This is a genomic window from Pedobacter sp. PACM 27299 (assembly GCF_001412655.1).
In the GTDB taxonomy this organism is placed as follows: Bacteria; Bacteroidota; Bacteroidia; order Sphingobacteriales; family Sphingobacteriaceae; genus Pedobacter.
The window spans coordinates 3,016,111-3,040,470 of record NZ_CP012996.1 but is presented as its reverse complement, the minus strand read 5'-3'; the positions used below and the strand labels follow the sequence as shown (position 1 = coordinate 3,040,470).

The following is a 24,360-nucleotide window of genomic DNA, read 5'->3' as shown; positions in this document are numbered from 1 at the left end:
TCATTCTTTTGGTTTTTTCTGCTTTTCAGCGTGGTTATACGTATCATCAATGACTCTTGAAATGACATTCTTAATACGTGCCATTCCCTCCGGGGAATTAACATCTATTTCGCAAAAAAGGCTGTTCGCTTTCTTCGCATGTAATATTAGGAAATAAATCCCTCCGATTAATAAAGCTACTGTAGCCCGTAAATCCACGTCTGTATCTTTGAAATTGTAGTCCGCTAAATTAAATAGTTTGCTACCAATTTTTTCACGCTCCTCACACACCTCAGAAATTACAGCACTGTTTTCACTAACCTGCCACAGTACAAACTGTTGCATATCAACATTCGCATTAAAGTAATCGAGATAGTCTAATAATTGGTTTTGAGAATCTTTTTTTCCGAAATCACCGCTTCTTTCACGAACTAGTCTATCTGCTTCAGCGGCAAACATCACCCAATAGTCTTTTGTTCTAACATAAGTCTCAATTAGGTTATTAACCGTCCCAAAGTAATCATAGATTAATTTTCTATTAACCCCGGCTACACCTTCGATTTTCACAAGCTTAAGTCCTGAATAACCTTCACTCCTTATGATTTGTCCTACTGCATCTAATAATTTAAGTTTGGTTCTTTCTTTATTCCTGAGTGCGCCACCATATTTTCTGGCCATAACGTTATTTCTTATTAATGAAAATAGCTATTCTAGGTGGACATAACAAATCTATGACATTCAATTATTCTTTTTGATTATCGTGACACACTAGTCGGGGCTTGTCCTTTTGATTCGATACTATCTGTTGTAGGTATGGGAGCCTCAGCAGGTAAAGGATTCCGAGCTAAAATTTTTTGAAGCTCACATTCAAATAATTGATCAATATCCCTTTTAATCCGGGTATAATTCTCAATAATATCTCCATAGCTTACCTTCTCAATGATTGGAATTGGCTTAAAATTATCTTCATCTTTTTTCATAGCTACATGATCATTTTGAATTTCACTATGAAATACTTTTAATTTTATTTTACAATCAGGATTGTCAGAAACAATACCAACAAATTCTCCAGAAGACAGACGTGCAATCTTAGAGGCAGGAATTGCATAATCCATTTGAGTGGATTTAGTAATAGATATATCAGAACTGCTAATACTCTTACTCTCTTTATCCTGTACGATTTTGCCGAATGTCTCTGACATTTTTTTAGCAGTGTCACCTATGACCTGGCTACTTATGACATTACCAATTAAGCCAACTATTACATCTGCCTGATCTACTCCATAATCTTTCTTAAGTTGACTAAAATCTTGTACAGCTAATGTTGTAGCCACTTCATTACTTCTTGCTGTCGCAATCGTACCCTCAATTCCGGGCGAGCCACCGACATAGATAGTCGCAAACTCATCGAATACTAAGCTTACTTTTTTCTGTCCTTTACGGTTAACCAGCTTCAGCATCCTTGAAATATAAAGTGAAAGAACTGCACCATATATCTGCAATTTTTGAGGATTATTACCCATACAGATAATTTTTGGTTCTTTTGGGTTATTGACATCAAGCGTAAAGTCATTTCCACTTAAAACATAATATAATTGCGGAGAAGAAAGTCTGGCAAGGCCAATTTTTGCAGATGCAATTTGCCCCTCCAATTGTTCCTTTGCTTTATTCTGTAATGCAGAAATAAAGGGATTGATAAGTACCTTTATTTCTTCTTCTTCCTGCAACACAGCAAATAAGGGATCATACTCCGCCTGCATCAACTCTATAACATGAGGTAATGTACAGTATTTACCATTTTGATATTTTCTCAAATACCAGATGATGGCAGTCAGAAAATTAATTGGGCTTTCTACAAAAAAATCACCTTGCTTTTTGATCCAATCCCTATTTAACCCCATCATAATTGTACGGCTCGCCTCTGTTGCATCAGTGATGTCGTCCATACTCTGCGGATCAAGCGGATTACATCTGTGGGTACGATTCAGATCATCAAAGTTAATCACATAAAATTTTGGCTTGATTTCATAATTGCCCTGGTATTTTAAAAGACCATTATATGCTATTTTTGAAAGGTCATCAAATTTAAAATCGTATATAAACATCGAAAACCCCTTTTTAAGATGTTGGTTAATAATGTGACGTATCACAAAATAAGTTTTTCCAGATCCTGGGGTTCCTGCAATTAATAATCCCCTAAACGGATTAATAATATTGATCCAGCTATCACGTATCTTATCCTTCAATTTGTATTTTGCTGGTAGATTAATCGAATATTCATTTTCTAATAGCCTCTCTTCCTGGGGAAATGTTTCATTTTCTGTATTAAAAATATCCTTTTTAAGTTTATCTATAATAAGCCGGGACACAAGACCGCCACCCATGAGAATAAATAAATAACCTAAAGATGTTGTTCCTATATATGCAACGGCGATAATTGATAGTTCTGAACGTAAGCAAAACCAAGCGACACTGAGGAAGTATAATAAGAATCCGACGATTAAATAAATTGCAATTGATTTAATTCGGATATCCTCATCCTTCTTGCCTTTTACTCCAAATAGGGAGATTACCAGAAATAGTAAAGCGGCAAGTTTCGGTCTTAAAATTCCATTAAATAGTCCTGTTTTAGATATATTAAGAATAATTCGATCCGTAATTTCTGCCGACCATCCCCATTGCTTAAAAGCTAAATAACAGCACAAATAAAAATGTATGCTAATTATGAAAATACTGATAAGCCTCGTAAAATCTATAATTTTTCTTAAGCTTTGAATGTCTTCTCCTGTATTCATAAATTCATGATTATCTGGTTAATCCCCTTTTTCTTTTTTTCCTTTTATTTGGCATTGGGTTATAATCTATCTCCGGCTTACCGAAAATGTCACCAATAGATATTGTAGTTGTTTGAATTGGAAATAGACGAGCTTTAAATTGCTGGTCTGTATTGCTTTTTAAATAACCATTCTGCCTATTTAGAGGCACTAGATAAGTCTTAATGGTATCATTAGTACTTATCAGTTGTGAAAGGATATTAGCGCTATAGAGCTTACCTAAGTCACTTCCATTGAAAACAGTCTTATTAATGTGATCAACAAAAGTTGTCCCGTAGATTCGGCCTTGTTCGTTTGTTCTCAATATAAGGTTGACACCAACTTTCTTCAGTTCTATGATAAGGGTATTCTTAGTTATGCTCTGATAAGATTCGAGAACTTTGTTAATCCGTTTTAATAGATCATGTTTTAAAGGCTTTCGCAATTCTGAATTTTTCTCGTACCTCTTCTCCAGATTTTGTAATGTAGGTTTACTATAAAAAGAACTTGATTTAATTGGTATACCTATCTTTTTCCCGTGTTCATCAATGATTGAATAGATCAAACCTTTCTTTTTATACATTTCGGTTTCTTCCCCTCCTCTATCTGCAACAACATTAAACTGCTTTAATACAGCATTCAATTCTGCAAGTGAGGTATATTTATATGAGCCAATTACTGTACTGAGAACATTATTAATGGACTTCTTTGTAGGTAAACGACCATAGGTAATGATACTCTGGTCTATCGGTTTAATACTCGGCTCAGGGCTGAACATTTTATTCTCTGCAATAACCAAGTCGAAATCTTTTTCAATTTTCTTTCTAGCTGGCTCTGAAACCAACCTACCTATATTATGGGTTTTAATGGGTTCACCGTTGCGTTGAATACTTGTTGTAGCTATATGTATATGCGGATGCGCCGCATCATTATGTCTATAAACCAAAAAAGGCTGGTCACCAAACCCAATTGACTCCATATAAGCAATTGCAATGTCCTGCATCTTGGTATCATCGATATTTTCGCTTGAATGAAAATTAAGGGAGATATGCAGTGCATTGGTTTTAATACTGGGTTTAAGCGTGGTTAAATGCTCAAATCTTTTCAATTTATGCTCAAAATCCATGTTTTCAACTTCTCCGGCAAAACCACTTGCCAATATTAATTTAGCAACGCCTTCTATCACTTTATTCTCGTTATAATGGAGAATCCCACCAATGCTTTTTCCGATTTTTATTTTTGCAACCATTTTTCAGATAGTTTAGAAATTAGGAAAATGAGTCTTTCAATCTTAGGCTCGATTGTTTTGTAGGTCTCTGCCGTTTTAATCGAATAAAAATTTCGCTCCATTGGGTTTTGGCTAATATGAAAACTATGGGTTTGTTGATTAATATTTACACCAATACTTTTAATCTCTTTTCGGATTAGTGCCATTTCTTCCATTGGGGCATTCATAGAAATGTCCTTATGCAAAATTTTTATAGGACGGTTAGAAATGATCTTTCTAACCACATCACCAATTGACTTACTGTCACTCTCTATCCACAAATCTGCAAGCTTCTTATATTGACTTTCTGTTAATCGGATAATAATAGGATGGCTTAAAATCTTATCTTGATCTCTTGATTTTCTCCTTGACATAGATACACATATTTTGACTTCAGGATCACGAGTTCCGAGTGATCCCCTGTCCTTAAGGACAGCAAAGAGATTTTCGTATACGAAAATACATCTTTGCTAAGTCCACGCGGACTTCAAAGCAGATCACCCGAAGGGGACTGTGACCATTAGTTTCGGTTAACAATAGAATTGATTTTAAACGACCAGGAATTTCTCAGGTGGGGGAATTCTTGGAAATGTTATCCATAATTTCTTTGTCTTGAAAGAATAGGGCTTCTCTAAAAAGTCGTTTAATCCTTGTCCGTGGTTGTGCGCTCTTGATCGCTTAAGCTTTGGTTGAAATGATCCTAAGAAATCTGCGGTTTTGAATGGGGCTTTTTTACTGGAATGTTTCATGATGATGCTCCCTCTAGCAGTTTAACTATATCATCATGCTTGTAATAAAGGAGTCCACCAATTTTTGAAAAGTGCAACGTCCCGTTTCTCCGAAGAGTAGCCAATGTCCCCGCTGAAATATTTAGGAGCGCACGAACTTCATAGCTTTTGATCCATTCCTTTTGCTCTTCTTTTTTATTCAACTTATAACTGGGTCTTCGTAATTCTGCGAAAAGGTCAACTTTAAATTTTTCCAGATCGTCTTTCGTGATTAAATCGAATGCTGCCATAACAGTAATTTTAAGGTATGAAGCAAAATTTGAAAAATGGCGACTCTAAAATTGGTGACCACTTGGGGAGTACCCAAAAATATTCTTTTTATGCAATTACATTAATATATTATGTGTGCATAAAGATTTTTGGGAAACGGCTTAAAATCAAGTATTTTTGATTAACCAAATATCAGATTAACGATGCAACTCAATTTTTTCCCGATTACTATAGACTTTGAAGAGTTTCAAATCTCCAAAACAACTTATTCAGATGAGACGTTACAAGAATTAAGAAAAGACCACAATAGAACACATTCTTTTTTTAGAAATGGTGACGACATTTACATTTCTAATTCTGATGCGGACAGCAGTTTACAGATTGGGATTAACACAACTAAAAATGTCCTAGTTGATCATGTGATTACATCTTCGCTGATTAAACATATATTCTTTCGAACTTTTAAACAAAGATTTGTCAACTTCACCCCTGTTGATTTCTATCCATTTCGCTTCTTTTCTAGTAAGGATACAGATGATTTGATCTATGATCTTTTACCTAGTCATCTTCAGGGAAGAATTGCTTATAAGAAACTGATTGAAGTACAATTGAGGTTAACCAACATAAATGGACATAAACAATTTGGATTTGTTATTAATATCAAAAGAAATTGGATTTTCGATAAAAGTTGCGCTACTCTACATTTAGAAGGATATGATTTAAAAGGAGTTGAAGTTCTGCACTGCGAGGTGATGCCTGGATTAAATAATATTTTAGCCCCAAATGAAGAGTTTATCGGTGCTATATTAGAAATCAATGGAGAAACGGCAACGGTTCAGACTAATGATGGCAACGTAAACTTTCCTCTAACTGAATTATTCATAAAGAAGACCAAGTTTAACATTGCAAGGTATTTGGATTTTGCAACTACGCCAGATAAAGCCATTCAAATCCTCAATAGAATTGAGAGCAAAAGAAGCGAGATATACAATACAAAAAACCTATACAATGAAATAAATGGAACAGCAAAACATTTATTCACAAGTAGGTTAGGTGGTTCAAAAGTACTTTTTGAGAATAGTGATGGTTTCTGTTTTACTGTTCAAGATACACCACTAGTTATAACAAATACCTTTGAATTAAAAACACCAACATTCATTTTTGACCCAGCTGGCACGAAGACTAATAGTACCAGCCCAGATATGGGATTAACAAATTTTGGTCCTTATGACAGCATTAATTTCGACACAAAATCACCCTCTGTACTATGCATTTGTCATCGAGAAAATAGAGGATATTTTTCAGATTTTTTGGGAAGTCTTAAAGATGGAATCAGTAATTCTAACTTTTTTAAAAAAGGACTTGTAAAGAAATATGAACTTCAAGAATTAACCTATAATATTAACCAACTGAGTTCTTTCGATCTTACAGAATACTTTAGAATTATAAGAGAATGGGATGATGTCAAACCGGATTTAGCTATAATTGAAATTCCGTCTGAATTTAAAAGACTTCCTGACAATGATAACCCTTATTATAAACTAAAAGCCAAGTTGCTTTCTTTAGAGATCCCAGTTCAGTATATATCAACAGAAAAGGTAAAATCATACAACGAATATATAATGAATTCATTAGCATTACAGATTTATGCAAAGTTGGGTGGTACTCCATGGGTACTTCCGTCCCAAAAATCTGTTGATCGTGAAATCATTATAGGCATTGGTCATAGTTGGATGAGACAGAATCAGTACAAAGGTGCAGAGCAATCAAAGGTGGTTGGCATAACTACCTTTCTATCTAGTGATGGTCAATATCTCTTAGGGGATAAGGTAAAAGATGTTCCTTTTGAGAATTATTTTTCAGAATTATTGGGGAGTTTAACTCAATCCTTCAATCGGCTTGAGAAAGATCAAGGATGGATTGAAGGTGATACTGTTAGGTTAATATTTCACATCTTCAAGCCGATCAAAAATACTGAGTTCGATGTTATCAGTCAGTTCATTAAAAACAATACCAAGTACAAAATTAAATTTGCTTTCATTACCATCAGCAAATCACATCCACATCTGTTGTTCGAACCTAACCAACCAGGCATTTCAGGTAAAGGAGCTTATATTCCCAATAGAGCTAGTAATTTCTTTTTAGATTCCGAAACATGTATTGTACAGATGTTTGGGCCTAAAGAACTTAAAACGGCTAGACAAGGTATTAGCACCCCTATTCAAATAAGAATTAGAACACCACAAGGTAATTATGATAATAATGAATTAGACGAACTATTGTATTATGACTTAGCTTACATAGTTCAACAAATCTTCTCCTTTACTTACTTGTCGTGGAGAAGCTTCTTGCCAGGGGAACAGCCTGCGACGATGCTCTATTCTAATTTGATATCCAAATTACTGAGTAAAATGAGAAACGTAAGTGGATGGGATGCAGATCATTTAAATTATAGCTTAAAAAGAAAAAAATGGTTTCTTTAGAAAATAGATCTATATATCTGCAAACAATTGAAAGCAATGGTGTATTAATGGCCTTTAAGAACTTGCTATGGCACAAGGAAATTATTCGTCCAAGTGAATTAAATGAGATAGACACAATTTACTATGGTATTATTGAGGCAATTTTAACAGACTCTGTTGTCAATTTTGACATTCACTATAGATCAATTAGTAGAAGAACTCCTACTAAAGATTCAATTTCCCCATTTGTACATAATGATTATTTAATTTTTGCGATAATTACGGGGATAAGTAAATTCAAATATGACAAGAACTGGATACGACAAATTATCCAAATAAGGACGAGAAATAGCACTACAATTACTTTTGAGAATATAGTTAGTGAAAACTATTACAGTAAAAGCAATAACCCCGCAATTGTAATCACATTTCTCAACATCATTAATAAAAAAGCGATTTCCAAAGAACTACAAGATGATGCTTATTCAGAAATCACACAAAGTATCGCAATTTTTGATGAAAGTAATGACTTTATAGCATTGTGCTTTTTAAATACGTACGATTCAATCATAGTCTCCAGAGAAATTATTGACACAAAACACCATAATTTCCTCTTAAACTTTGAAAGTACATTCATTAAGAGAACCAAGGTGATTTCTGGAGTTCTTTATAACCTCCTCCTCATTATGGTGATATATGGAATTTATAAAACTCTCAATCACTATCCGCAGATCAAACAAGAATTTGCAGATACCGTAACCATAATCGGGTTAATTGGGCTTACTGTTACCAATTTTATCACTTGGATAAGGACATCATTTGAAAAAATGATTCAAAAATTATTGGGCTATCCTAATCTTCATTAACTAACTTTATTTAATGAAACGCCTTGATGCACGAATGATATTGTACAACATGAAAGACGACCAAATCCGCATTGAAATATCAAAAACAATAAAATATCCTTGAAAATCTTCATCATATTTTCTCAGAGGGTTGATATATTTAAAGAATTTCTCTACCCCTATCTCAAAACCTATCCAAGTTGGTCGGGGAATATTAAAACTTAAATCAGTAATTCCACCTGTCCAAATCAATAAAACAAAAAGAATAAAATGACCAATGAATAATGCCCGCAGTGGTCTTCCTATACTTTGACCAAAATTGCTGAAGACGTGGCTGAACCTAAGAGTTGCTTTTGTCCAAAAGTCATCTTCATAACCTAGGGTATTTTCGAATACTCTCATTTCAAGAGAATGAAAAAATTGTTCATTGATAACATCACCTTGTTTGCTATATACATATTTTAGTTGTCTGTAAGCTTCCCTATTGACGTTTAAGTATTCAACAATGCTGTGATCTTGCCTATAATCATCCTTATCCAGCTCAGATTCAAATTGTTTTATTTTTTCTGGCAATTGCTTTTCCTCTTCAGTCAGTCCAATACCCCGTCCCTTAAATGAAGTTATCTTTGCCTTCCATTTAACACTGACAAATGACGAATCAGATATATGAGAATTATGTATATTAATTAACTGGAATTTTCTAAAATCAATATTATAAAACTCGGCCTTTCCCATGTAGGACTCAACAATAGAAACCTCTGAATCATGCTCACCGTCAATACTCTTCAAGTTAGTGATCCTGAAATTTTTGTCATTCCTATAGCGGTAGATGCTTAAATGATTGACGGAAATATCTTCAATCGAGATGGAGACATCTGATGTAGATTTAAAAATACTAAAATTAATAATCTTACTTTTTTCCCCTGTAACCCTAATTAATCCAGACATCTTGGGATTTAGATCGATTGTCAGTTCCTTTAGATTACAACCACCCCAATAGCCAATATTCAACTCCTTAAAGTCTCCACCTGCAATCTTAATGGTACCTAATTCATTAATGTTCCATTGGCAAAGATCAAATTTGCCACCCTTCATGTAAACTTGCCTCGCTGTAACTTCAATTAGGTTAAATTCATTTTCAAAATTAGCCGATTCGAATGTGTAAATTTCGCCACTACAAAAGCATCTCATTACTGAAATCTTTCCAGCACAATTTAGTTCTAGAAAATTTAGATCCGCATTAAAATAACAATGCTCAAAAACGATAGTAAAGGGGATGTCACCTTTAATATCGGCTCCATTGATGAAGATTTTATATTCAATTTTAATCTCTGCTGACGCAATATCTTTAGTTGGATGTACCCTTTTAAAATCGGTTATAGCAGCATCTATATAAACTTGCCAAGATACAATGGTTGAATAAGTAGCCTGCTCGGCAAGCGTTAACTGATTAAAAGGTACCATTGAAAAGACATTATTGAGTTAGATTTGGTTTGAAATAAAGATAATATTAAATCTGTAATAATAGACTATTTAGGAAGCTGGACATCATCTAACTTGGAACGCAGGAAAACAAAAGATCAATTAGTATTCTTAAAAATGCATCCTGAAAACCAAAACCAACATAGAGTATCTCAAATTTACCTCAAACAATTTGGTCATATATCCTTGCAAATAGTGGAGCCTTCCCATTTTTAGCTTTGTCCTTTTTTAAGAAAAAAGAAACACTGAAGGTGTGTGTACTTTTGATGCTTTAAACTGTTTTAAACCCATTTATGCCCTTTTATGCCCTCCTTAGTTTTTTTGTTAAAATCAGCGGCAAAATTTGACGACCAAACAGTTGGTGAAATAAATATTCAAACAGTGACTTTTACATTTTCTATCAGGACAATGATACAAGAAAAAAAGAGGGTGTAGAATAGGGCATAAAAACTTTGATATTCTTTACTTTTCTTTGATATGACTAAAACGAAAAAACCCTCTAAACTGTGACATTTAGAGGGTTTTTAATAGAATTTGACATATATGTTGTCGGGGTGGCAGGATGCCGTACCGACGTTTTAAATATCTTATTTTCAACCACTTACATCCTCCTGAAACATCCGGGTGTAGATTAGGGCATAAATCATTTCAAATCAAATCAGCTTAAACCATTTTATCAACTATCGTCCGATAGTAAAGTATAAATAACTGCTTATTTGATGGCTCAAAGATAGGTTTTTGATGTCATCCAGCAAAATAAAATTATAATAAAAATGTTATGATTTGCTAAGTGCTTTTATATCTAACAGTTCGATTTCATTTTTTAATAAAAGCTCGTCTCCCTGGACCCAACTGGGCGCTCTCGAATCATTTCCTGTCTGATTTACATTAAATCTGATTGGCAAAAAATTGCATAGCATATCCGCTCGTAAAAGAGAGAATTCCTAAGATTGCCAATTCAAATTGAAAACAGTCTTTTTAATACCCGTAATAGATGCTATTTCCTATATTTGGTTATGACGGATGAACAATGCAGAGAACTCGGTATTATGACTGACACAGAGCGGCAACAACTGGATCAACGGCTTGATGCTATACAAATAGTTGGACTCTCAGATTTAGTTAAATATTTCGATAGAATTAACGACAAACTTTTTCAGTTGAACAACATGATTATAGCTGGATATTTTGCTTTAATAGTAATTAGGCCTAATACTTCTTCTTGGTTAATATTAATTCCAATCGTAAACTTTTTCATATTGCTTTTTGTGGACTGGCAAATGATGGAAAAAAGCAGATTAGAAAGCAGCATAAAGTCCATAAGTGATATAGAGAGAAACCGCCTCGGCAACCTAGTCCAAAAGTCAAACACATATTCATTGTTGACAATTGTAACAACCATCGTTGTTACAATAATTTTTACTTACTTAATAATACACAATTAAAATGTTTGTTAATCTCTCAGAATGGAAAATGATAAAAGCATTCGATACTGTCGATTCTATAGAACCCAAAAACCTGTCTAAATCCTTTAGTGATTTTAGTAAAGACGAATTGAAGAAAACTCTTGATTCTCTAATTAATAAGAGCATTCTGAATTATTTTTGTATAGGTGGCGGCTATAATGATTACAGTTCCTATAATCTGAAACCTATTGGAAAGAAAATTGCAAAGAGAGGCTTTTTAAAACACAACGCAATTGAATTTTGTGTAATTATAGACAAACACAAAGCTTGGATTCCAATTTCGGTTGGAATAATAGGCTCTGTATCGCCCTTCGAAAATGTTAAATATCTATTCAAATCTACACTTGGATAGTCTACTATATCATCCATAATTAAGTGTTGGCAGATTTGTTTTGTTTAACTTGGGATATAAAGAACTCAAAATCATTGTCCCAACCTTTGAAACCCACATCGAGATGATCACGATCTTTTACGTGCCTAAGTGCTAAAAAATATATAAACCCCTTAAAAAAACTTTCAAGTTTATTTGATAGCTTTCCAAATGTATTACAAAAACCTGCCGCCATTTTACTTTGGGTTTCTGATTTTCCATTTAAATAATTAGCCCAAAAGCCATGGACTAACAAGTTTCGCTGTTTTAGGTACGCATCCATTTCATCATTTATAGAAAATTGCGGATTAAGTTTTAAAAGTGGATATTATGGTGATGTTGACCCCAGTAATGCATCATACTGACCCCGTCTGGGATTTGGCTCATCAGAATCTGATGGCATGACAATTTTACCTTTTTTTTCTTAGACTTTCTCCTTTTAGTTCAATTCTGTATGAAGTATGCACCATACGATCTAAAAGTGCATCGGCAATTGTATTTTCTCCGATGATATCATACCACTTCGCCACTGGTAACTGGCTGGCAATTATGGTAGCCCTTGATGCATGGCGATCCTCTATAATCTCCATCATGTCCATCCGCTGCTGCTGTTCGAGATGGGTCAGTCCGAAATCATCAAGGATAAGCAACTCGGCCTTTGATATTTTCTCGAAGAACTTATATACAGTACCATCAATACGGCTCATTTTAGTTTTCAGCAATAATTTTTGGACATTAAAATAAGCCACTCTGTATCCCTGAGTACATGCCTGATGTCCCAGCGCTGACGCCAGGAAACTTTTTCCAGTACCAGTAGAACCGCATACCAATATTGCTTCCCCTTTAGGAATGTATTCGCCTGTCGCAAAATTTGCAATAAGCGACCTATCTAGCCCCCTTGCGGTCTCCATATTCAGTTCCTCTATTGATGCCCTGTAGCGAAAGTTGGCATTAGCCTGTAGTCTTTCAAAGCGTTTGCCGTCCCGGTCATCGCTTTCGGCCTGCAGAAGAACTTCCATTCCTTCGCTAAAGGTAAGCTCATGGAGCTTTCTTGTTTCTGTTAAGGCCTGCCAGCTCCGGTTCATTCCGTGCAGACGAAGCTGTTTAAGCTGTGTTTCAATGTTCATTCTTTAGAATTTAAGTGTTGATTGTGAATAATATTCGCTTCCCCTAATGTTCTGATGCTCGGGCAGAGATTGGTCTGGTTTTACCAGATCCTGATGGTTTGTCATATTGTTCTTAAGTATCCGTTCCACAAACCTGTAGGAAAAGTTCCGGTACTCGATTGCCAGTTCACATGCTGCTGCAAATGCATCGGGCAAAGCAGTCTTCTGTAGTCTGAGTAGACCATCACAGGTTCTGTAAAGCTGCTCAGGATGGCTCGGTTGGCCAAAAATGAGCTGGGTAAGCATATAGAGCTCTGGTGACTTTTCCTTTGCTCTTGCTATATAATACTCCGGGCTTCTTTCCAAGTAATGCCTGTGGTGTGAACTCAAATGCTCCTTCTGTGTTGAATACCCAGCCCTGTGCATATTTCTAATGTGCAAGGCGATTTGTTTGCCACGTGCATAGATCCTGACCATACTCCTGGTATATATTACCTGGACTTTTGTTCCAACAAATGCAAACGGAACGCTATAATAATGCTTATCCTTTCCAAGGTAAATGTGGTTATTATTAGCCACCTTGGGCTCAGCATAGTACTTTACCTCAAAGCCCTCAGAAGGCAGCGATTTCAGCAGATGCTTTTCGGCTGCCAGAAAACGTTCCTCTCTGCAATAAGGCTTTTGCTGCATCCGGGTCTGGTTATGGGCTTTTACCTTTTCCCTTATGGCGATGTTCAGCGATTCAATATCAAAGAACTGACGGTTACGCAAACGGGCATAAACCCGGTTATAGACGAGTTTGACCTGGTTTTCAACCAAAGCCTTATCCTTTGGCTTTCTCGGCCTGGCGGGGATTACGGTAATGCTGTAATAGTTTGCAAAGTCTTCTAGCGCCCGGTTGATCTCAGGTTCAAAACGATCAGTTTTTACCACTGCTGATTTCAGATTATCGGGAACTAACACCGCTGGAGCACCACCGATCTCACGGAGGCAACATTCAAGTGCATATAAAAAATCATCCACGCGTTGGCTCCGAACAGCCATGGCAAAACAGTAATCAGAGAAAGGAAGTGTCGCTACAAAGATCTGGCATGGGATAAGTTCACCCGTACCACGATCTATATAATGCATGGGCTTACCCGCAAAATCTATAAATAACTTATCGCCGGCGAGATGTTCCAGTCTCATTCCGGGCCTGCGTGCAATAAGTTGCTGTCGCAGGTGGAAACAGAACTGGGAATAGCTGTATCCTTCTTTGTAGCCGGAAATATATTCTTCATAAAGGAGGGTTCGGCTTACGCCGACTTCTTTAAGTTCATTGGAATAATATTCGAGGTTCTTGCTCATGTGTTCGAACCTGGGGTCCTTATAGGCAGGATTACCAGCATGGAAATTGCCTTTAAGAATAGGATCATCCATATCCAGGAGCTCTGATACTGCGAGTTTCCCTACAGACAGTTTGGCTAGGTAGGCTTTAACGGTATTCTTGCTGATGCCCAGGTTTCGGGCAATGCTCTTGATGGAATTGCCTTGCTCGTGCAGGCGAAGAAGTTGTTTGATCTGACTCATTGCTTTTGCTTTTCCGGCCATCAGCGTTCTGGTTAGGTGGGGTGTATTCACCTAAGTAAGCCAAATCAAATTAAAGAAGGGGGTCAGCATGCTCAAGCAGAATACGGTTTAAACGTAATCAGCAGGGGTCAACATGCTCCGTTACAAAATCTTTAACAAGCCAGGTGGGGTCAGCATGTGCCGGAATGTCAGTAAACCAAATAAATGGCGTTACGATATCATGCGGTTATAAAAACAATACTGGGGGGTCAACATGCTCCGGAATATCCATACCCTAATGATCTTTATTAAAGACCCATTCATCCCATTCTTCAGGAGTTCTACTAATATTTCTAGTATGTGTTAAAAATACCCCTTGGTTATATTTTTTATCCTGCCAACAAATCTCTATTACCTTCTTTACATTGCCCTTTTTGATCTCTATGCCTCTTGGACGATAAATCAAACCTTTTCTTATAGTTTGAGGATTATCCAACGTTAAGTAAAAAACTAAGCTATTGATTATCATCTTAACCACCATTAAGGTGCTATCTCTAATTATGAAACTGGGAGCAATATAGTTGTGAGTTTGAATTGTTCCCTCCGCTGCATCAACATATAATCCCCAACCCTCTGGAAAAGGTTCGTCATTATAAAGGATATCTACATAGATATCTTTCATCTCACATTCAATCTTTTTATCGCCGCTATAGATTTGTTTAGAGGCAATATATGAACATGCTGTTTTCAGCATCCATTTTTCTAAGTTTTCACCACAAAAAATAGAAATATCATTGACTGGTTTTTCAATATTTAATCCCTTCTCATACTTATTAAAAGTTTTGTGGAATTTACCAATTTCAGTATCAAAAGGTGATAATAAGGAATTGTGACGAACACATAGAACATTAGCAACTAAACCTGCCTTAGGCATGATTTTTACTTCTCCAGGCTTGCCATATGGTGGTCCTTGTATTTTTACGACTTTGGCATTACCTAAATTAGCTAAAATGTAATTTGAGATTAAATGTTCTTTAGAGATTTTAGTACTGCAATCATTTGTTTTATTTGCGTAACAGCCTTTGTGAGAATATCCAGTAATTGGCTCGTCTCCAACTAATCTTACAGGTTTCTTATTCCAATGATTCCCTTCTAAGCAACAAAATTTAGCCTTCAATCCACTATCACACGGACATAAATCATAAGGAGAAAAGGCGTTATTCATACCCTAATATACATAAATACTGTACGTTTAAATAGTTAAGCACGCCTAAAGTGGCTATTGAATCTTGTGATAAATATTACTCTTGTTGAAATTGCCTATACCGACTCACTAAACGAAGCACATGTACAGCAAAAAATCAATGCGCACCTTGCGCATAAAAACGGCTGATTCCGATTAACTTTCTTCCAAAAGAAGTTGCTTCGAAAACACGTTCATCTTCTGTCCTTGCAACTCAATATTAGCCAATATAGTCGAAACCTCTTCCCAGATTCGGTTTAAAGCACAATTTAGTTTTTGCTCTTGTAATATTTTATACCCCACTAGTAAATCGGTCATTTCTTTATGCTTCACACTTTTTGAAACGGGTACAATTAGAGAATTGAGTTTTGTAAGCTGATTCTCCAGGTATTCTATTTGCTGCCTGCAGTCTTTAATGATCAGCAGTCGTTTTCCCTCATCATCCAAAACAGAAAACTCTTCCAATGTATAGGTTATTTTCGGCTGCACTGTAAAAATCGCGGCGATCTTTGTTTTCCAGTTTTCCGCCAGATAAGACAAAACCGTATCGGGATAATGAGCTTCAATTTCAAAAAGTAACTCTTTATAAAGCCGATCCAGATCATGCAGATGTTGGCGGCTAATAGGTCTATTATGCGCCTCCTCTCTCCTAATCACATTCAGTTCTACCATTGCATCTTCAAATGCTGTTTTTTTATCAAACAAATGTTTGAAACGCCCCCAATCAGCACTGATTATCTTTTTCAGATCCAGCGTAAAAGTATAATTGATCAGCACCTCCCCATCTTCTATTGAATCACCAAACTGGTTAGCATAAATTCGTTTCACAGGATCTCCGAAAGCTTTATCAATCCCCAGGTTCCACCAGTCCGAACCAAACTTTTTAAATAAAATCTCCTTGATCACTGTCCTTAACGCATTCTCCATATCAGAAATGATGGTTTTAGCCCTGGAAAATCTGTAATCATAGGTGTTTTCCTGGAACAAAGTCGTACGCAACCAGTCAATGGAGTTTCCATTGGAGATCGTAGCCGCAGACGCTCTCGATGATACTGCATACATCAATTCGTCCTCATGCTGATCAAAAGCCCTTGCTGCGAAATACCTGAAATGTATTCCTTCGTAAGGGTCGTCTTTAAAAAAAGTCGATAAGAAACTCATAATGACAGCCATTTCTTGCTTAATTTCAAGAGAATGTAGACCGAACGGATAAAATTCACATAAAAATGTATCTTCGTTCATTAACGTAATTTGTTTCACGTTAACATTTTTCACGTTATCCTGAAAAGTATCTAAATGTTCCAGTCCCGTTTTTAAAAAACCACATATTGTAGCAATGGAAAAGGTAGTATGCCCATCATCTACTGGCTTATTCATACAGCATTTTTTATATTTAAGCCCGCTTCCGCACTGGCATAATTCATTTCGTTTCGTTTTCAATGGTCAACTTTGGGTTTCAGTTGGAGATAATGCGTTAATTACATCTAAATATACAAACTTAAAGAAGGTACAAACGCATCATATCTTTCAATCTAATTTATTTATCTGACGAAGGATCCTGTAGAATTTCGAAACTGATGAGGATGTTTTTTGCAGATACAAATCATATACTGTGTAGCAACTAAAGAGCTAAGCACAGTTCTTATTGTTTTAGACAGGGATGAACTTGGGACATTTTGTTTCCTGTTCGGCATCTAAACACAGTTCCTGATGACACCTATCATCGAATTGGCTGATAGCCATCATGGCTATTGTAACTTATTAGCTGAACCTTTGTATATAATCCTAAAATCGTGACTCCTACAATAGAAGAAGAAGCATTAAATACAGAACTACAAGAACTTTACCTGATCACAAAACAATGGTCAGCGGATCTGCAATTCGTCCATGATGATTCAGATATTATCAAAAACCTAAGTCATAAAGCTCTGCAATCTGAAGTTATTAAGAAATACCTTGTCAAATTCAATGCACAGGAACAACAACTATCAAAGTTAAAGCTCAAAGTTATTCATTTGCAAAAAAGACTAGAGCCATTAACCTATGGCCCCATAAAGAACATCAAATTAAGTTTAATCGAAGAACATCAGCTTCTGAAGCGCGAAATGGAAAACATATTGTTGACTTTTCATGAAACTAAAAATGAATTGCTGGAACACATCGCACACGACTAATATCCGATTCAACTTAAAACTAACCAAAGTATCATGGAAACCGCCGATCAAACAAAAACTATACTTGTACTCACCGATTTTACAAATAGTGCTTTAAATGCTGCAGATTACGCCTTGTTTCTAGCCAGCCAATTAAAGACAAACATATTATTATATCACTCGTACTACATTCCAGCCACTGAATCCGAATGTTTGCAAATCACAAATTATGGACTATTGGCCGAAACCAGCAAATCAAATCTGGAAAAAGAGATGAATCGTCTAAACATCTCCTTAAAAGCATCTGGAAGTAATTTCAAACCTAAAATTGATTACTTGAGTGAAGGTGGAGGTCTTACAGACAATGTTTGCAGTATTATAGATGAAAGAAAAAACATTCTAATGCTTATAATGAGTGGATTTAAAGCACACAACGATGATATCCTTTTTGGAACAGAAATCACCGCAGTGGTAAGCAAGGCCAGATGTCCTGTGGTTATCGTACCGGAAGTAGAATTTCTCAGGGTGTAAATACTAAAAACAATCGTTTAGCAATGGAAAGCCTAAGACGCACCTTTTTAAAAGCAATCAATTTAGTAGGTCAGCAATCTGCATATGCGCCCCCTTCCCTTCTAAACGATTTTAATAATTTACCAGAATTGCTTCAAAAATTTATCCATCTATGTGGCTATACTGGATTTGAAAAGATCGAATGTGCTCATATTAAATGGAACGACACCATGCTTAAACTTAGCCCTAAAGCAAAATGGAGTCCTATGCGTTGCTACCAGGTGAAATTTCTGTCGCAACCTGTAAGATTAGTTTATATGAAGATCAGCATTTTTGGATTACTTCCACTGGAAGCTCTTGATCTTTACAAAGACGCACATGGAAGTATGTCAATAAAACTAATGAAAATAATCCCCATCAGTAACGCTACAGGAAAAGAAATTGATGCATCAGAACTAGTCACAATCCTTGCTGAAACCATTTTTATCCCACACTATGCTCTGCAAAAATACATTACATGGGAAGTTATTGATGCATCAAGTATAAAAGGAACAATCAATTACAACGGTATTTCAGTAAGCGGGATTTTTCATTTCAATCAGAACGGTGAATGTACGCGGTTTGTCACGCAAGACAGATACTTCACCAAAAAAAACAATAAATACCAAAAAACCTTCTGGACGGCAACTGCCAATGATTATAAACTAAAAGATGGTATCAGATTTCCTACTCAATTTAACGCAACCTGGCATACCGACAATGGCGACTACGAATACTTTAAAGGTAGTATCAAATCTATTGAGTTTAATAAAACTGAACTTTCCTGCATTTAAAAATAATCCTAACTAAATCACCATAACCATGAAAACTGATGAAGAAATTAGAAAGGAGGTAATACTCGCCATACAAGGCGAACCTATTCTAAATCAAACTGAGCTAAATGTTGTGGTTAAGGACGGCATTGTAACTATGATGGGCACTGTAAATTCTTCATCAAAAAAATTTTCCGCATGGCGAATAGCTGCTGGTATTCAAAGTGTCCGGGCAGTTGAACTAGAGATCATTGTTCTTCCGGCCCTAAACGTTAACAAAGGAGATGATATAAAAAGATTTTTCTAACTTACTTTACAGCTATGACTTGTTGCCATCTGGTAGAACAAGTAATGGAATAGTAATTCTTGCTGCCATTTTCTGCGTATGACTACCTCTCAAAATAACATCTATAAAATCGTGCGGACGATGTACCATAACCAATAAACCAATTTGCTCATCTTCACAGAACAAATCGAGGCCCGTTCTGGTATCTTCATTTTCAACAGATCTATAGAAAATATTTGGATAATTGGCTTTGTGGATTACGCCAGTGAGCAATTCGTTTGCCATAAGTTGATGATCTACACTTTGAGGAAGCGCAAGATGGACACGGGTCATCAAAATATCTGAACCAAATACACTTGCCAGCGATATTAGATTACAAATATCTAATATATCTTGCTGTGGATATTCAAAATTTGTAGCAAAAGCTATTTTGCCGAAATCCCGGAAAGGTGTATGAGGAGGAATCAGGAGCAGCGGACAGGTTGTTGAATTAATCATATTTCTACAATTATTATCTAACAAAAAATGAGAGATTCCTTTTCGGTGGGTACCCATTACCATCATGTCTGCATTACAACTATTCATTACATTCTCCACCACGTCAGCGAGTCTACCCGCTTGATTCATAGTGCTGATCTGCGGGTGAAAACCTGAGCTGTGATCAGTATGTTCAAAATGTTTCTTTAGCTTTTTTAGTTCCTCATCACTATCGTCAATAACGCCATCATATCCATTTAATGGCCAGTCTATGTCTCCGACCTCAGCAAGCTGGGCGGGAATGGTAACGGCATTGCATATAACCACATCGGCATTTAAAACCTTTGCAAGGTGATAACCGTATTCAGCCGCATGGTTTCCATCGGTTGAAAAATCGGTTAATAAAAGTAGTGTCTTCATAGTTCCTGGAATATGGTTTATTATTAGCAAATCTCCTGAATAATGTGTCGGAAAGAGATGATAGACATCATCAATGGAAGAGACGCTCGTCACTTACGTTCTAAAAGCCATTTGAAAGGTTTCACTTTGTTTTCCGGACGAAGCCCATATTGTTTAATGCTTTTTTCGACAATCAAAGCAACAGCCTCCTCTATACTATCTGTAACCAGAAATAAATGTGGATCATTTGCACCAATAGTAGCATTGGCTTTCATTCGCTCAATATGGGCAATCAGCTCCTGATGATATTGTTTTCCGAAAATAATAATCGGAAAATTCTTTATGGTATGGGTTTGTATCAAAGTTAAGGCTTCAAAAAATTCATCTAGTGTTCCGTACCCTCCAGGCATCACGACAAATGCAAAAGAGTATTTCACCAACAAAATTTTGCGTACAAAAAAGTGTTTCAGATAAATCCATTTATCAAGATATGGGTTAGGGTTTTGTTCTACAGGCAATTGTATGTTACAGCCAACAGAACGGCCGCCAGCCTCTTTGGCCCCACGATTAGCTGCTTCCATTAATCCTGGGCCACCACCGGTAAGAATGGTAAACCCCAAATGCGCAAATGCTGCACCGGCCTTTCTGGTAAGTTCATAGTAGGGATGATCTTCTTTAAAGCGGGCAGAACCAAATACTGTGACGCAGGGGCCGATGAAATGAAGTGCACGGAATCCCTTAATCATTTCCATCATAATTCTAAATATAAACTTAAGCTCAGTCCAACGCGAATGTGGGCCACTAAGGAAAACTATTTCAGATTTATCCATTTATAATTTTGTTTATAACTTGATCGAACACCTCTCTGTTTAACTAAAATACCGGACGCTCATTTTCAGAAAAAACAAGTAGAGGAATGTCGATGCTCCTGGAGAGCTTTTGTGTTTGACTGCTGCTAAATAAGTTATCAGGAAAGCTTTTCTTACGATGGACCATGGCGAATACATCAATAAATCCATTTTTGGCAATCCAGCTTAGCCCCCTATTGATATCCTTATCCTCAACATGACGGTAGTATATTTTATGATAATTCACCTTACCTGTCACTTCACTTAAAAATTTACCAATTTGATATTGGTCAACTTTAGCTCCGCTAATATGAACGATTAGGATTTCCGCATCAAATGGACGTGCAAAGCTGACCAGTGATTGTATCAGTGGAATATCGCCATCACTTAAGTCACTTGCGAATGCAATCTTGTTTACTGTTTCCGGAAACTTTGTAAAAGGAACCAGCAAAACTGGAAACCCAGCCTTATTATCAATCAAATTCTGGCTATTACTCCCCAGAAGAAATCTGTTGATAGCTCCTGCACCAAACATCCCCATCACCACTAAGCTGATCTCTCTTTTTTTGACTACATCATTTACCACGTCAGTTACCGAACCACGAGTGACAAGGCAGTCAACGGGGGTGATTAGGCCATCGTCTTCATTCTGCTCCCTTAAACCCAGCGCTTGAAATTCAATTTGTTCAACCGCTTCATCATGAATAACAGAATAATTATTCAAGGGGTCTGAGACTTGTGAGGCAACAGTAGCCATAGACGGAATTTGAACTGCGTGGCACAAAATGAGATGTGCTTTCATCGCATTTGCCAGATACATAGCGTAATTAGCTGCAGTTTGCGATGGTGCAGAAAAATCGGTAGTTACTAATATTGTTTTCATCTTTCCTTTTTAAAATGTATATCCGGAAGCGCTGGTACGCTTCTTTTTAATGGCTGATGTTTCTTTGTCTGATACATCGCAGCCTCCAGAGATTCATCGAGATGACGGACATCTTCGTAAAAAACCGGTAACCCGTCTTTTATCTCACACGTTAGGTAAGGCACTCTTTTATATTCGCTTTGCTTGGTATAAGATTCCTCCCAGCGCAAACGTTCCATATTGATGGCCACTTTCCTCACCGCTGATTCAGGTATTTCATAACAATCCCCCACATATTGACCTTTAATGAGCCTCATGTAACTTTGCAGGCTCACATAAGCTTTAGATCTTGGTTGAGCAGTTAATATTGCAGTTATAAAATCAGGTTCCAGACGAGCTTTTGTGAGTTCAAGAACTGAATTAAACCCCGTGGCTTTAGTTATACCATCTATTTTTTTTGCCGAGAAGTCAGGATTTAACTTGCCGTAATGAAGATGATTTATTAAGGTAATTATGGCGTCAGTTAACAGCACATCAAAACGTGCTTGCGCCCCAACAGTTACTTTTTCTGGACTATTGATCATGGTGCGCAAGTCGTCATATACCAACTCTTTAGGATGGTAATCAGCATGAGACAAACCGAACTGGAGTACACAATCCAATAGCATCATCGCTTCCCAGGTTTGTTTGGCTTTATCTTTACTTTTAATCCACATTAACTGAAAACCATTTTGATGATAATAACGATCCACAGATTTAGGATAGTAAAGTTTTGACTGTCTGGTCTGATTCTTTAATTGTGCAGACAATTCCACTGAAATGGAATTTCCCTGGCCGTAAACGAAACAAGGCACACCAATTAACATGGTCATCCAGCATAAAATAGCAGCTACAATTTTCATATCCAAATGTTCTGATTATCTGTCAGTTCGACAATGACCACTATCATTGAAGCCGTTGATTTACATCTAACTTTTTCGCTACTTCATCCAACTTTTTGATTTGGATGGCCTGCAGATCATACAATCGTTTAATCTGCTCGCCAAGTAATAAATCCATTTTTTGGTGTAAACTGCGAATACCCATTTCAGCTTTAAGATTAATCAGATAGTCGTTCTCACTTCTCATCCGGTCTTTCTCTTCCTTACGGTTTTGACTCATCATAATGATTGGAGCCTGTAAGGCAGCAATGCAAGAAAGAATCAGATTCATGAGGATAAACGGATAAGGGTCAAAAGCTTTAATACCCATAGCGGTAACATTATAAATAATCCAAAGGGTCAAGATAATTCCGAAAAAAATAATGAACCTCCAGCTACCGCCAAATCGAGCTACCTGATCGGAAAGCTTTTGACCTCCTGAAAGCACATCTTTTGCCGGATGCAGTAGATTATTCAGGATAAGATCTTCTTCTTTAATGGTTTCAGCTACAATTTTATGAAGCTTATTCAAAAACTCATTTTCATCCGATGACACCTGATCATTTAATTTCATTTTCATTTAACCACTATTTATTGAACAGGCCATACAAGCTAATCATACAAAAGTGTATAGTAGATTCTGGTTGCTAAATGACCTCTGTCAACAGGCAGGATGATGAAGATCATTTGGTTACGGATTGCCGTCATGGCTGGACATTTCCACATCCTTTACCTTTATAAATATGTCATTAGTCATTCGCTTCAAAAACTTTCTGGATGAAACCGGGAATATAGCACGTTTCACAGGACGGTTCTTTTCGGTGGGAATAAAACCCAGATATGAGAATAAGGAGTTTTTTAATCAATGTTATACCATTGGCTACCGTTCATTACCCTTAGTTGGGCTTACTGCCTTTATTATGGGGCTGGTACTTACGATGCAATTAAGGCCATCCCTGGTGGATTATGGAGTTGAATCACAGTTGCCAGTTATGGTTGGGTTAGCAATTGTCAGGGAAATCGGGCCGGTAATTACGGCTTTGATTTTTGCTGGAAAAATCGGTAGTAGTATTGGAGCTGAGCTTGGTTCGATGAAAGTGACTGAGCAGATTGACGCCATGACGGTTAGTGGGATTAAACCTTTTAAATACCTGGTTGCTACACGGGTCTTAGCCACCACATTAATGCTGCCACTGCTGACCATTCTTGGGGATGCCATTTCTTTATTCGGTGCATATCTGGGTGTAAATATTAGATCGGTAACCAGTTTTGATCTGTTCTTTCTACAGGTTTTTAAAAGCCTGGATTTCAGTGATGTGTTACCAGCTATTATTAAAACTTTATTTTTTGGTTTTGCAGTAGGTATTGTCGGCTGTTATAAAGGTTTCAATTCAACTAAGGGTACACAAGGAGTTGGAATCTCAGCTAATTCAGCGGTAGTTTTATCCTCTGTAATGATTTTTATCATTGACTTACTAGCTGTTCAAATCACCGAATTATTAGGGCTTAATTAA

The 24,360-nt window shown here is 36.6% G+C and carries 24 protein-coding genes and 1 pseudogene; 8 read left to right on the top strand and 17 right to left on the bottom strand.

Translation table 11 applies throughout. The features are described from left to right. The 5 genes from AQ505_RS12760 to AQ505_RS12740 form a co-directional block, all read right to left on the bottom strand. Window positions 1-657 carry a TetR/AcrR family transcriptional regulator gene (locus AQ505_RS12760; RefSeq protein ID WP_062548538.1) on the bottom strand — a complete coding sequence of 219 codons (657 nt, stop codon included), beginning with the start codon at window positions 655-657 and terminating at the stop codon, window positions 1-3. Window positions 658-734: 77 nt separating this feature from the next. After that, window positions 735-2,774 (bottom strand): conjugal transfer protein MobC, encoded by a 2,040-nt coding sequence (gene mobC / locus AQ505_RS12755; protein ID WP_062548537.1) that lies wholly within the window; start codon window positions 2,772-2,774, stop codon window positions 735-737. 10 nt (window positions 2,775-2,784) lie between these two features. Next, window positions 2,785-4,041 (bottom strand): relaxase/mobilization nuclease domain-containing protein, encoded by a 1,257-nt coding sequence (locus AQ505_RS12750; protein ID WP_062548536.1) that lies wholly within the window; start codon window positions 4,039-4,041, stop codon window positions 2,785-2,787. Then, the gene (locus AQ505_RS12745) at window positions 4,026-4,433 is read right to left on the bottom strand and encodes a hypothetical protein (protein ID WP_062548535.1); all 408 of its coding nucleotides are present in this window, start codon (window positions 4,431-4,433) and stop codon (window positions 4,026-4,028) included. Before AQ505_RS12745 ends, AQ505_RS12750 begins: the two co-directional genes overlap by 16 nt. A gap of 371 nt (window positions 4,434-4,804) precedes the next feature. Then, on the bottom strand, window positions 4,805-5,077 hold the full coding sequence (locus tag AQ505_RS12740) for a helix-turn-helix domain-containing protein (protein ID WP_062548534.1): 273 nt from the start codon (window positions 5,075-5,077) through the stop codon (window positions 4,805-4,807). Between the two features lie 183 nt (window positions 5,078-5,260). On the opposite strand from AQ505_RS12740, the gene AQ505_RS12735 reads away from it, so the two are divergent. Together AQ505_RS12735 and AQ505_RS12730 are read left to right on the top strand one after the other, a co-directional pair. Further along, window positions 5,261-7,540, top strand: a complete 2,280-nt coding sequence (locus tag AQ505_RS12735) for a Piwi domain-containing protein (protein WP_062548533.1) — start codon at window positions 5,261-5,263, stop codon at window positions 7,538-7,540. Next, window positions 7,528-8,385 carry a hypothetical protein gene (locus tag AQ505_RS12730; RefSeq protein ID WP_062548532.1) on the top strand — a complete coding sequence of 286 codons (858 nt, stop codon included), beginning with the start codon at window positions 7,528-7,530 and terminating at the stop codon, window positions 8,383-8,385. The genes AQ505_RS12735 and AQ505_RS12730 overlap by 13 nt, the downstream gene beginning before the upstream one ends. 6 nt (window positions 8,386-8,391) lie before the next feature. Here AQ505_RS12730 and AQ505_RS12725 read toward each other — a convergent pair whose 3' ends face one another. Next, a complete protein-coding gene (locus AQ505_RS12725; RefSeq protein ID WP_062548531.1) occupies window positions 8,392-9,828 on the bottom strand; it encodes a hypothetical protein in 1,437 nt (478 codons plus the stop codon). A gap of 1,491 nt (window positions 9,829-11,319) precedes the next feature. Between AQ505_RS12725 and AQ505_RS12715 the strand changes: the two genes are divergently transcribed. After that, a complete protein-coding gene (locus AQ505_RS12715) occupies window positions 11,320-11,664 on the top strand; it encodes a hypothetical protein (protein ID WP_157262341.1) in 345 nt (114 codons plus the stop codon). 19 nt (window positions 11,665-11,683) lie between these two features. Here AQ505_RS12715 and AQ505_RS12710 read toward each other — a convergent pair whose 3' ends face one another. The 6 genes and pseudogenes from AQ505_RS12710 to AQ505_RS27365 all read right to left on the bottom strand — a co-directional run. After that, entirely contained in the window at window positions 11,684-11,965 is a 282-nt protein-coding gene (locus tag AQ505_RS12710; protein ID WP_062548528.1) for a hypothetical protein, read from the bottom strand. Between the two features lie 127 nt (window positions 11,966-12,092). Next, on the bottom strand, window positions 12,093-12,809 hold the full coding sequence (gene istB / locus AQ505_RS12705; protein WP_062547714.1) for an IS21-like element helper ATPase IstB: 717 nt from the start codon (window positions 12,807-12,809) through the stop codon (window positions 12,093-12,095). A gap of 3 nt (window positions 12,810-12,812) precedes the next feature. Then, window positions 12,813-14,378, bottom strand: coding sequence for an IS21 family transposase (istA, locus tag AQ505_RS12700; RefSeq protein ID WP_062547713.1), 1,566 nt, complete (start codon window positions 14,376-14,378; stop codon window positions 12,813-12,815). 253 nt (window positions 14,379-14,631) lie between these two features. Beyond that, a complete protein-coding gene (locus AQ505_RS12695; protein WP_062548527.1) occupies window positions 14,632-15,561 on the bottom strand; it encodes a hypothetical protein in 930 nt (309 codons plus the stop codon). Between the two features lie 174 nt (window positions 15,562-15,735). Next, window positions 15,736-16,956 (bottom strand): hypothetical protein, encoded by a 1,221-nt coding sequence (locus AQ505_RS12690; protein ID WP_062548526.1) that lies wholly within the window; start codon window positions 16,954-16,956, stop codon window positions 15,736-15,738. A gap of 18 nt (window positions 16,957-16,974) precedes the next feature. Next, a pseudogene (locus AQ505_RS27365) lies at window positions 16,975-17,019 on the bottom strand (hypothetical protein); the annotation flags it as partial. 353 nt (window positions 17,020-17,372) lie between these two features. Here AQ505_RS27365 and AQ505_RS12685 point away from each other — a divergent pair. Genes AQ505_RS12685 through AQ505_RS12670 form a run of 4 tightly spaced genes read left to right on the top strand, consistent with a single transcriptional unit; the run spans window position 17,373 to window position 19,361 of the window. After that, window positions 17,373-17,753 (top strand): hypothetical protein, encoded by a 381-nt coding sequence (locus tag AQ505_RS12685; RefSeq protein WP_062548525.1) that lies wholly within the window; start codon window positions 17,373-17,375, stop codon window positions 17,751-17,753. A 33-nt stretch (window positions 17,754-17,786) separates the two neighbouring features. Beyond that, complete coding sequence (locus AQ505_RS12680; RefSeq protein ID WP_062548524.1) at window positions 17,787-18,263, top strand: universal stress protein; 477 nt, start codon at window positions 17,787-17,789, stop codon at window positions 18,261-18,263. Window positions 18,264-18,286: 23 nt separating this feature from the next. After that, entirely contained in the window at window positions 18,287-19,075 is a 789-nt protein-coding gene (locus tag AQ505_RS12675) for a DUF6920 family protein (RefSeq protein ID WP_062548523.1), read from the top strand. Between the two features lie 28 nt (window positions 19,076-19,103). Then, on the top strand, window positions 19,104-19,361 hold the full coding sequence (locus AQ505_RS12670; RefSeq protein ID WP_062548522.1) for a BON domain-containing protein: 258 nt from the start codon (window positions 19,104-19,106) through the stop codon (window positions 19,359-19,361). 12 nt (window positions 19,362-19,373) lie between these two features. On the opposite strand, the gene AQ505_RS12665 is transcribed toward AQ505_RS12670, so the two are convergent. The 5 genes from AQ505_RS12665 to AQ505_RS12645 form a co-directional block, all read right to left on the bottom strand. Then, complete coding sequence (locus AQ505_RS12665; RefSeq protein ID WP_062548521.1) at window positions 19,374-20,237, bottom strand: universal stress protein; 864 nt, start codon at window positions 20,235-20,237, stop codon at window positions 19,374-19,376. Window positions 20,238-20,326: 89 nt separating this feature from the next. Further along, on the bottom strand, window positions 20,327-20,971 hold the full coding sequence (locus tag AQ505_RS12660) for a TIGR00730 family Rossman fold protein (protein ID WP_231635090.1): 645 nt from the start codon (window positions 20,969-20,971) through the stop codon (window positions 20,327-20,329). A 118-nt stretch (window positions 20,972-21,089) separates the two neighbouring features. After that, the gene (locus tag AQ505_RS12655; protein ID WP_062548519.1) at window positions 21,090-21,947 is read right to left on the bottom strand and encodes a universal stress protein; all 858 of its coding nucleotides are present in this window, start codon (window positions 21,945-21,947) and stop codon (window positions 21,090-21,092) included. Further along, window positions 21,944-22,828 carry a hypothetical protein gene (locus AQ505_RS12650; RefSeq protein WP_062548518.1) on the bottom strand — a complete coding sequence of 295 codons (885 nt, stop codon included), beginning with the start codon at window positions 22,826-22,828 and terminating at the stop codon, window positions 21,944-21,946. Before AQ505_RS12650 ends, AQ505_RS12655 begins: the two co-directional genes overlap by 4 nt. Window positions 22,829-22,871: 43 nt before the next feature. After that, window positions 22,872-23,420 carry a DUF1003 domain-containing protein gene (locus AQ505_RS12645; protein WP_197286373.1) on the bottom strand — a complete coding sequence of 183 codons (549 nt, stop codon included), beginning with the start codon at window positions 23,418-23,420 and terminating at the stop codon, window positions 22,872-22,874. A 169-nt stretch (window positions 23,421-23,589) separates the two neighbouring features. Here AQ505_RS12645 and AQ505_RS12640 point away from each other — a divergent pair, with 169 nt between their 5' ends. Continuing rightward, window positions 23,590-24,360 carry an MlaE family ABC transporter permease gene (locus tag AQ505_RS12640; RefSeq protein ID WP_062548516.1) on the top strand — a complete coding sequence of 257 codons (771 nt, stop codon included), beginning with the start codon at window positions 23,590-23,592 and terminating at the stop codon, window positions 24,358-24,360.

Coding starts and splice junctions, on each gene's coding strand:
- AQ505_RS12730 (WP_062548532.1), top strand. CDS start 7,528: ATGGTTTCTTTAGAAAATAGATCTATATATCTGCAAACAATTGAAAGC.
- AQ505_RS12680 (WP_062548524.1), top strand. CDS start 17,787: ATGGAAACCGCCGATCAAACAAAAACTATACTTGTACTCACCGATTTT.
- AQ505_RS12735 (WP_062548533.1), top strand. CDS start 5,261: ATGCAACTCAATTTTTTCCCGATTACTATAGACTTTGAAGAGTTTCAA.
- AQ505_RS12665 (WP_062548521.1), bottom strand. CDS start 20,237: ATGAAGACACTACTTTTATTAACCGATTTTTCAACCGATGGAAACCAT.
- istB (WP_062547714.1), bottom strand. CDS start 12,809: ATGAACATTGAAACACAGCTTAAACAGCTTCGTCTGCACGGAATGAAC.
- AQ505_RS12725 (WP_062548531.1), bottom strand. CDS start 9,828: ATGGTACCTTTTAATCAGTTAACGCTTGCCGAGCAGGCTACTTATTCA.
- mobC (WP_062548537.1), bottom strand. CDS start 2,774: ATGAATACAGGAGAAGACATTCAAAGCTTAAGAAAAATTATAGATTTT.
- AQ505_RS12760 (WP_062548538.1), bottom strand. CDS start 657: ATGGCCAGAAAATATGGTGGCGCACTCAGGAATAAAGAAAGAACCAAA.
- AQ505_RS12645 (WP_197286373.1), bottom strand. CDS start 23,420: ATGAAATTAAATGATCAGGTGTCATCGGATGAAAATGAGTTTTTGAAT.
- AQ505_RS12715 (WP_157262341.1), top strand. CDS start 11,320: ATGATAAAAGCATTCGATACTGTCGATTCTATAGAACCCAAAAACCTG.
- istA (WP_062547713.1), bottom strand. CDS start 14,378: ATGGCCGGAAAAGCAAAAGCAATGAGTCAGATCAAACAACTTCTTCGC.
- AQ505_RS12695 (WP_062548527.1), bottom strand. CDS start 15,561: ATGAATAACGCCTTTTCTCCTTATGATTTATGTCCGTGTGATAGTGGA.
- AQ505_RS12750 (WP_062548536.1), bottom strand. CDS start 4,041: ATGGTTGCAAAAATAAAAATCGGAAAAAGCATTGGTGGGATTCTCCAT.
- AQ505_RS12655 (WP_062548519.1), bottom strand. CDS start 21,947: ATGAAAACAATATTAGTAACTACCGATTTTTCTGCACCATCGCAAACT.
- AQ505_RS12675 (WP_062548523.1), top strand. CDS start 18,287: ATGGAAAGCCTAAGACGCACCTTTTTAAAAGCAATCAATTTAGTAGGT.
- AQ505_RS12745 (WP_062548535.1), bottom strand. CDS start 4,433: ATGTCAAGGAGAAAATCAAGAGATCAAGATAAGATTTTAAGCCATCCT.
- AQ505_RS12710 (WP_062548528.1), bottom strand. CDS start 11,965: ATGGATGCGTACCTAAAACAGCGAAACTTGTTAGTCCATGGCTTTTGG.
- AQ505_RS12660 (WP_231635090.1), bottom strand. CDS start 20,971: ATGATGGAAATGATTAAGGGATTCCGTGCACTTCATTTCATCGGCCCC.
- AQ505_RS12690 (WP_062548526.1), bottom strand. CDS start 16,956: ATGAATAAGCCAGTAGATGATGGGCATACTACCTTTTCCATTGCTACA.
- AQ505_RS12650 (WP_062548518.1), bottom strand. CDS start 22,828: ATGAAAATTGTAGCTGCTATTTTATGCTGGATGACCATGTTAATTGGT.
- AQ505_RS12640 (WP_062548516.1), top strand. CDS start 23,590: ATGTCATTAGTCATTCGCTTCAAAAACTTTCTGGATGAAACCGGGAAT.
- AQ505_RS12670 (WP_062548522.1), top strand. CDS start 19,104: ATGAAAACTGATGAAGAAATTAGAAAGGAGGTAATACTCGCCATACAA.
- AQ505_RS12740 (WP_062548534.1), bottom strand. CDS start 5,077: ATGGCAGCATTCGATTTAATCACGAAAGACGATCTGGAAAAATTTAAA.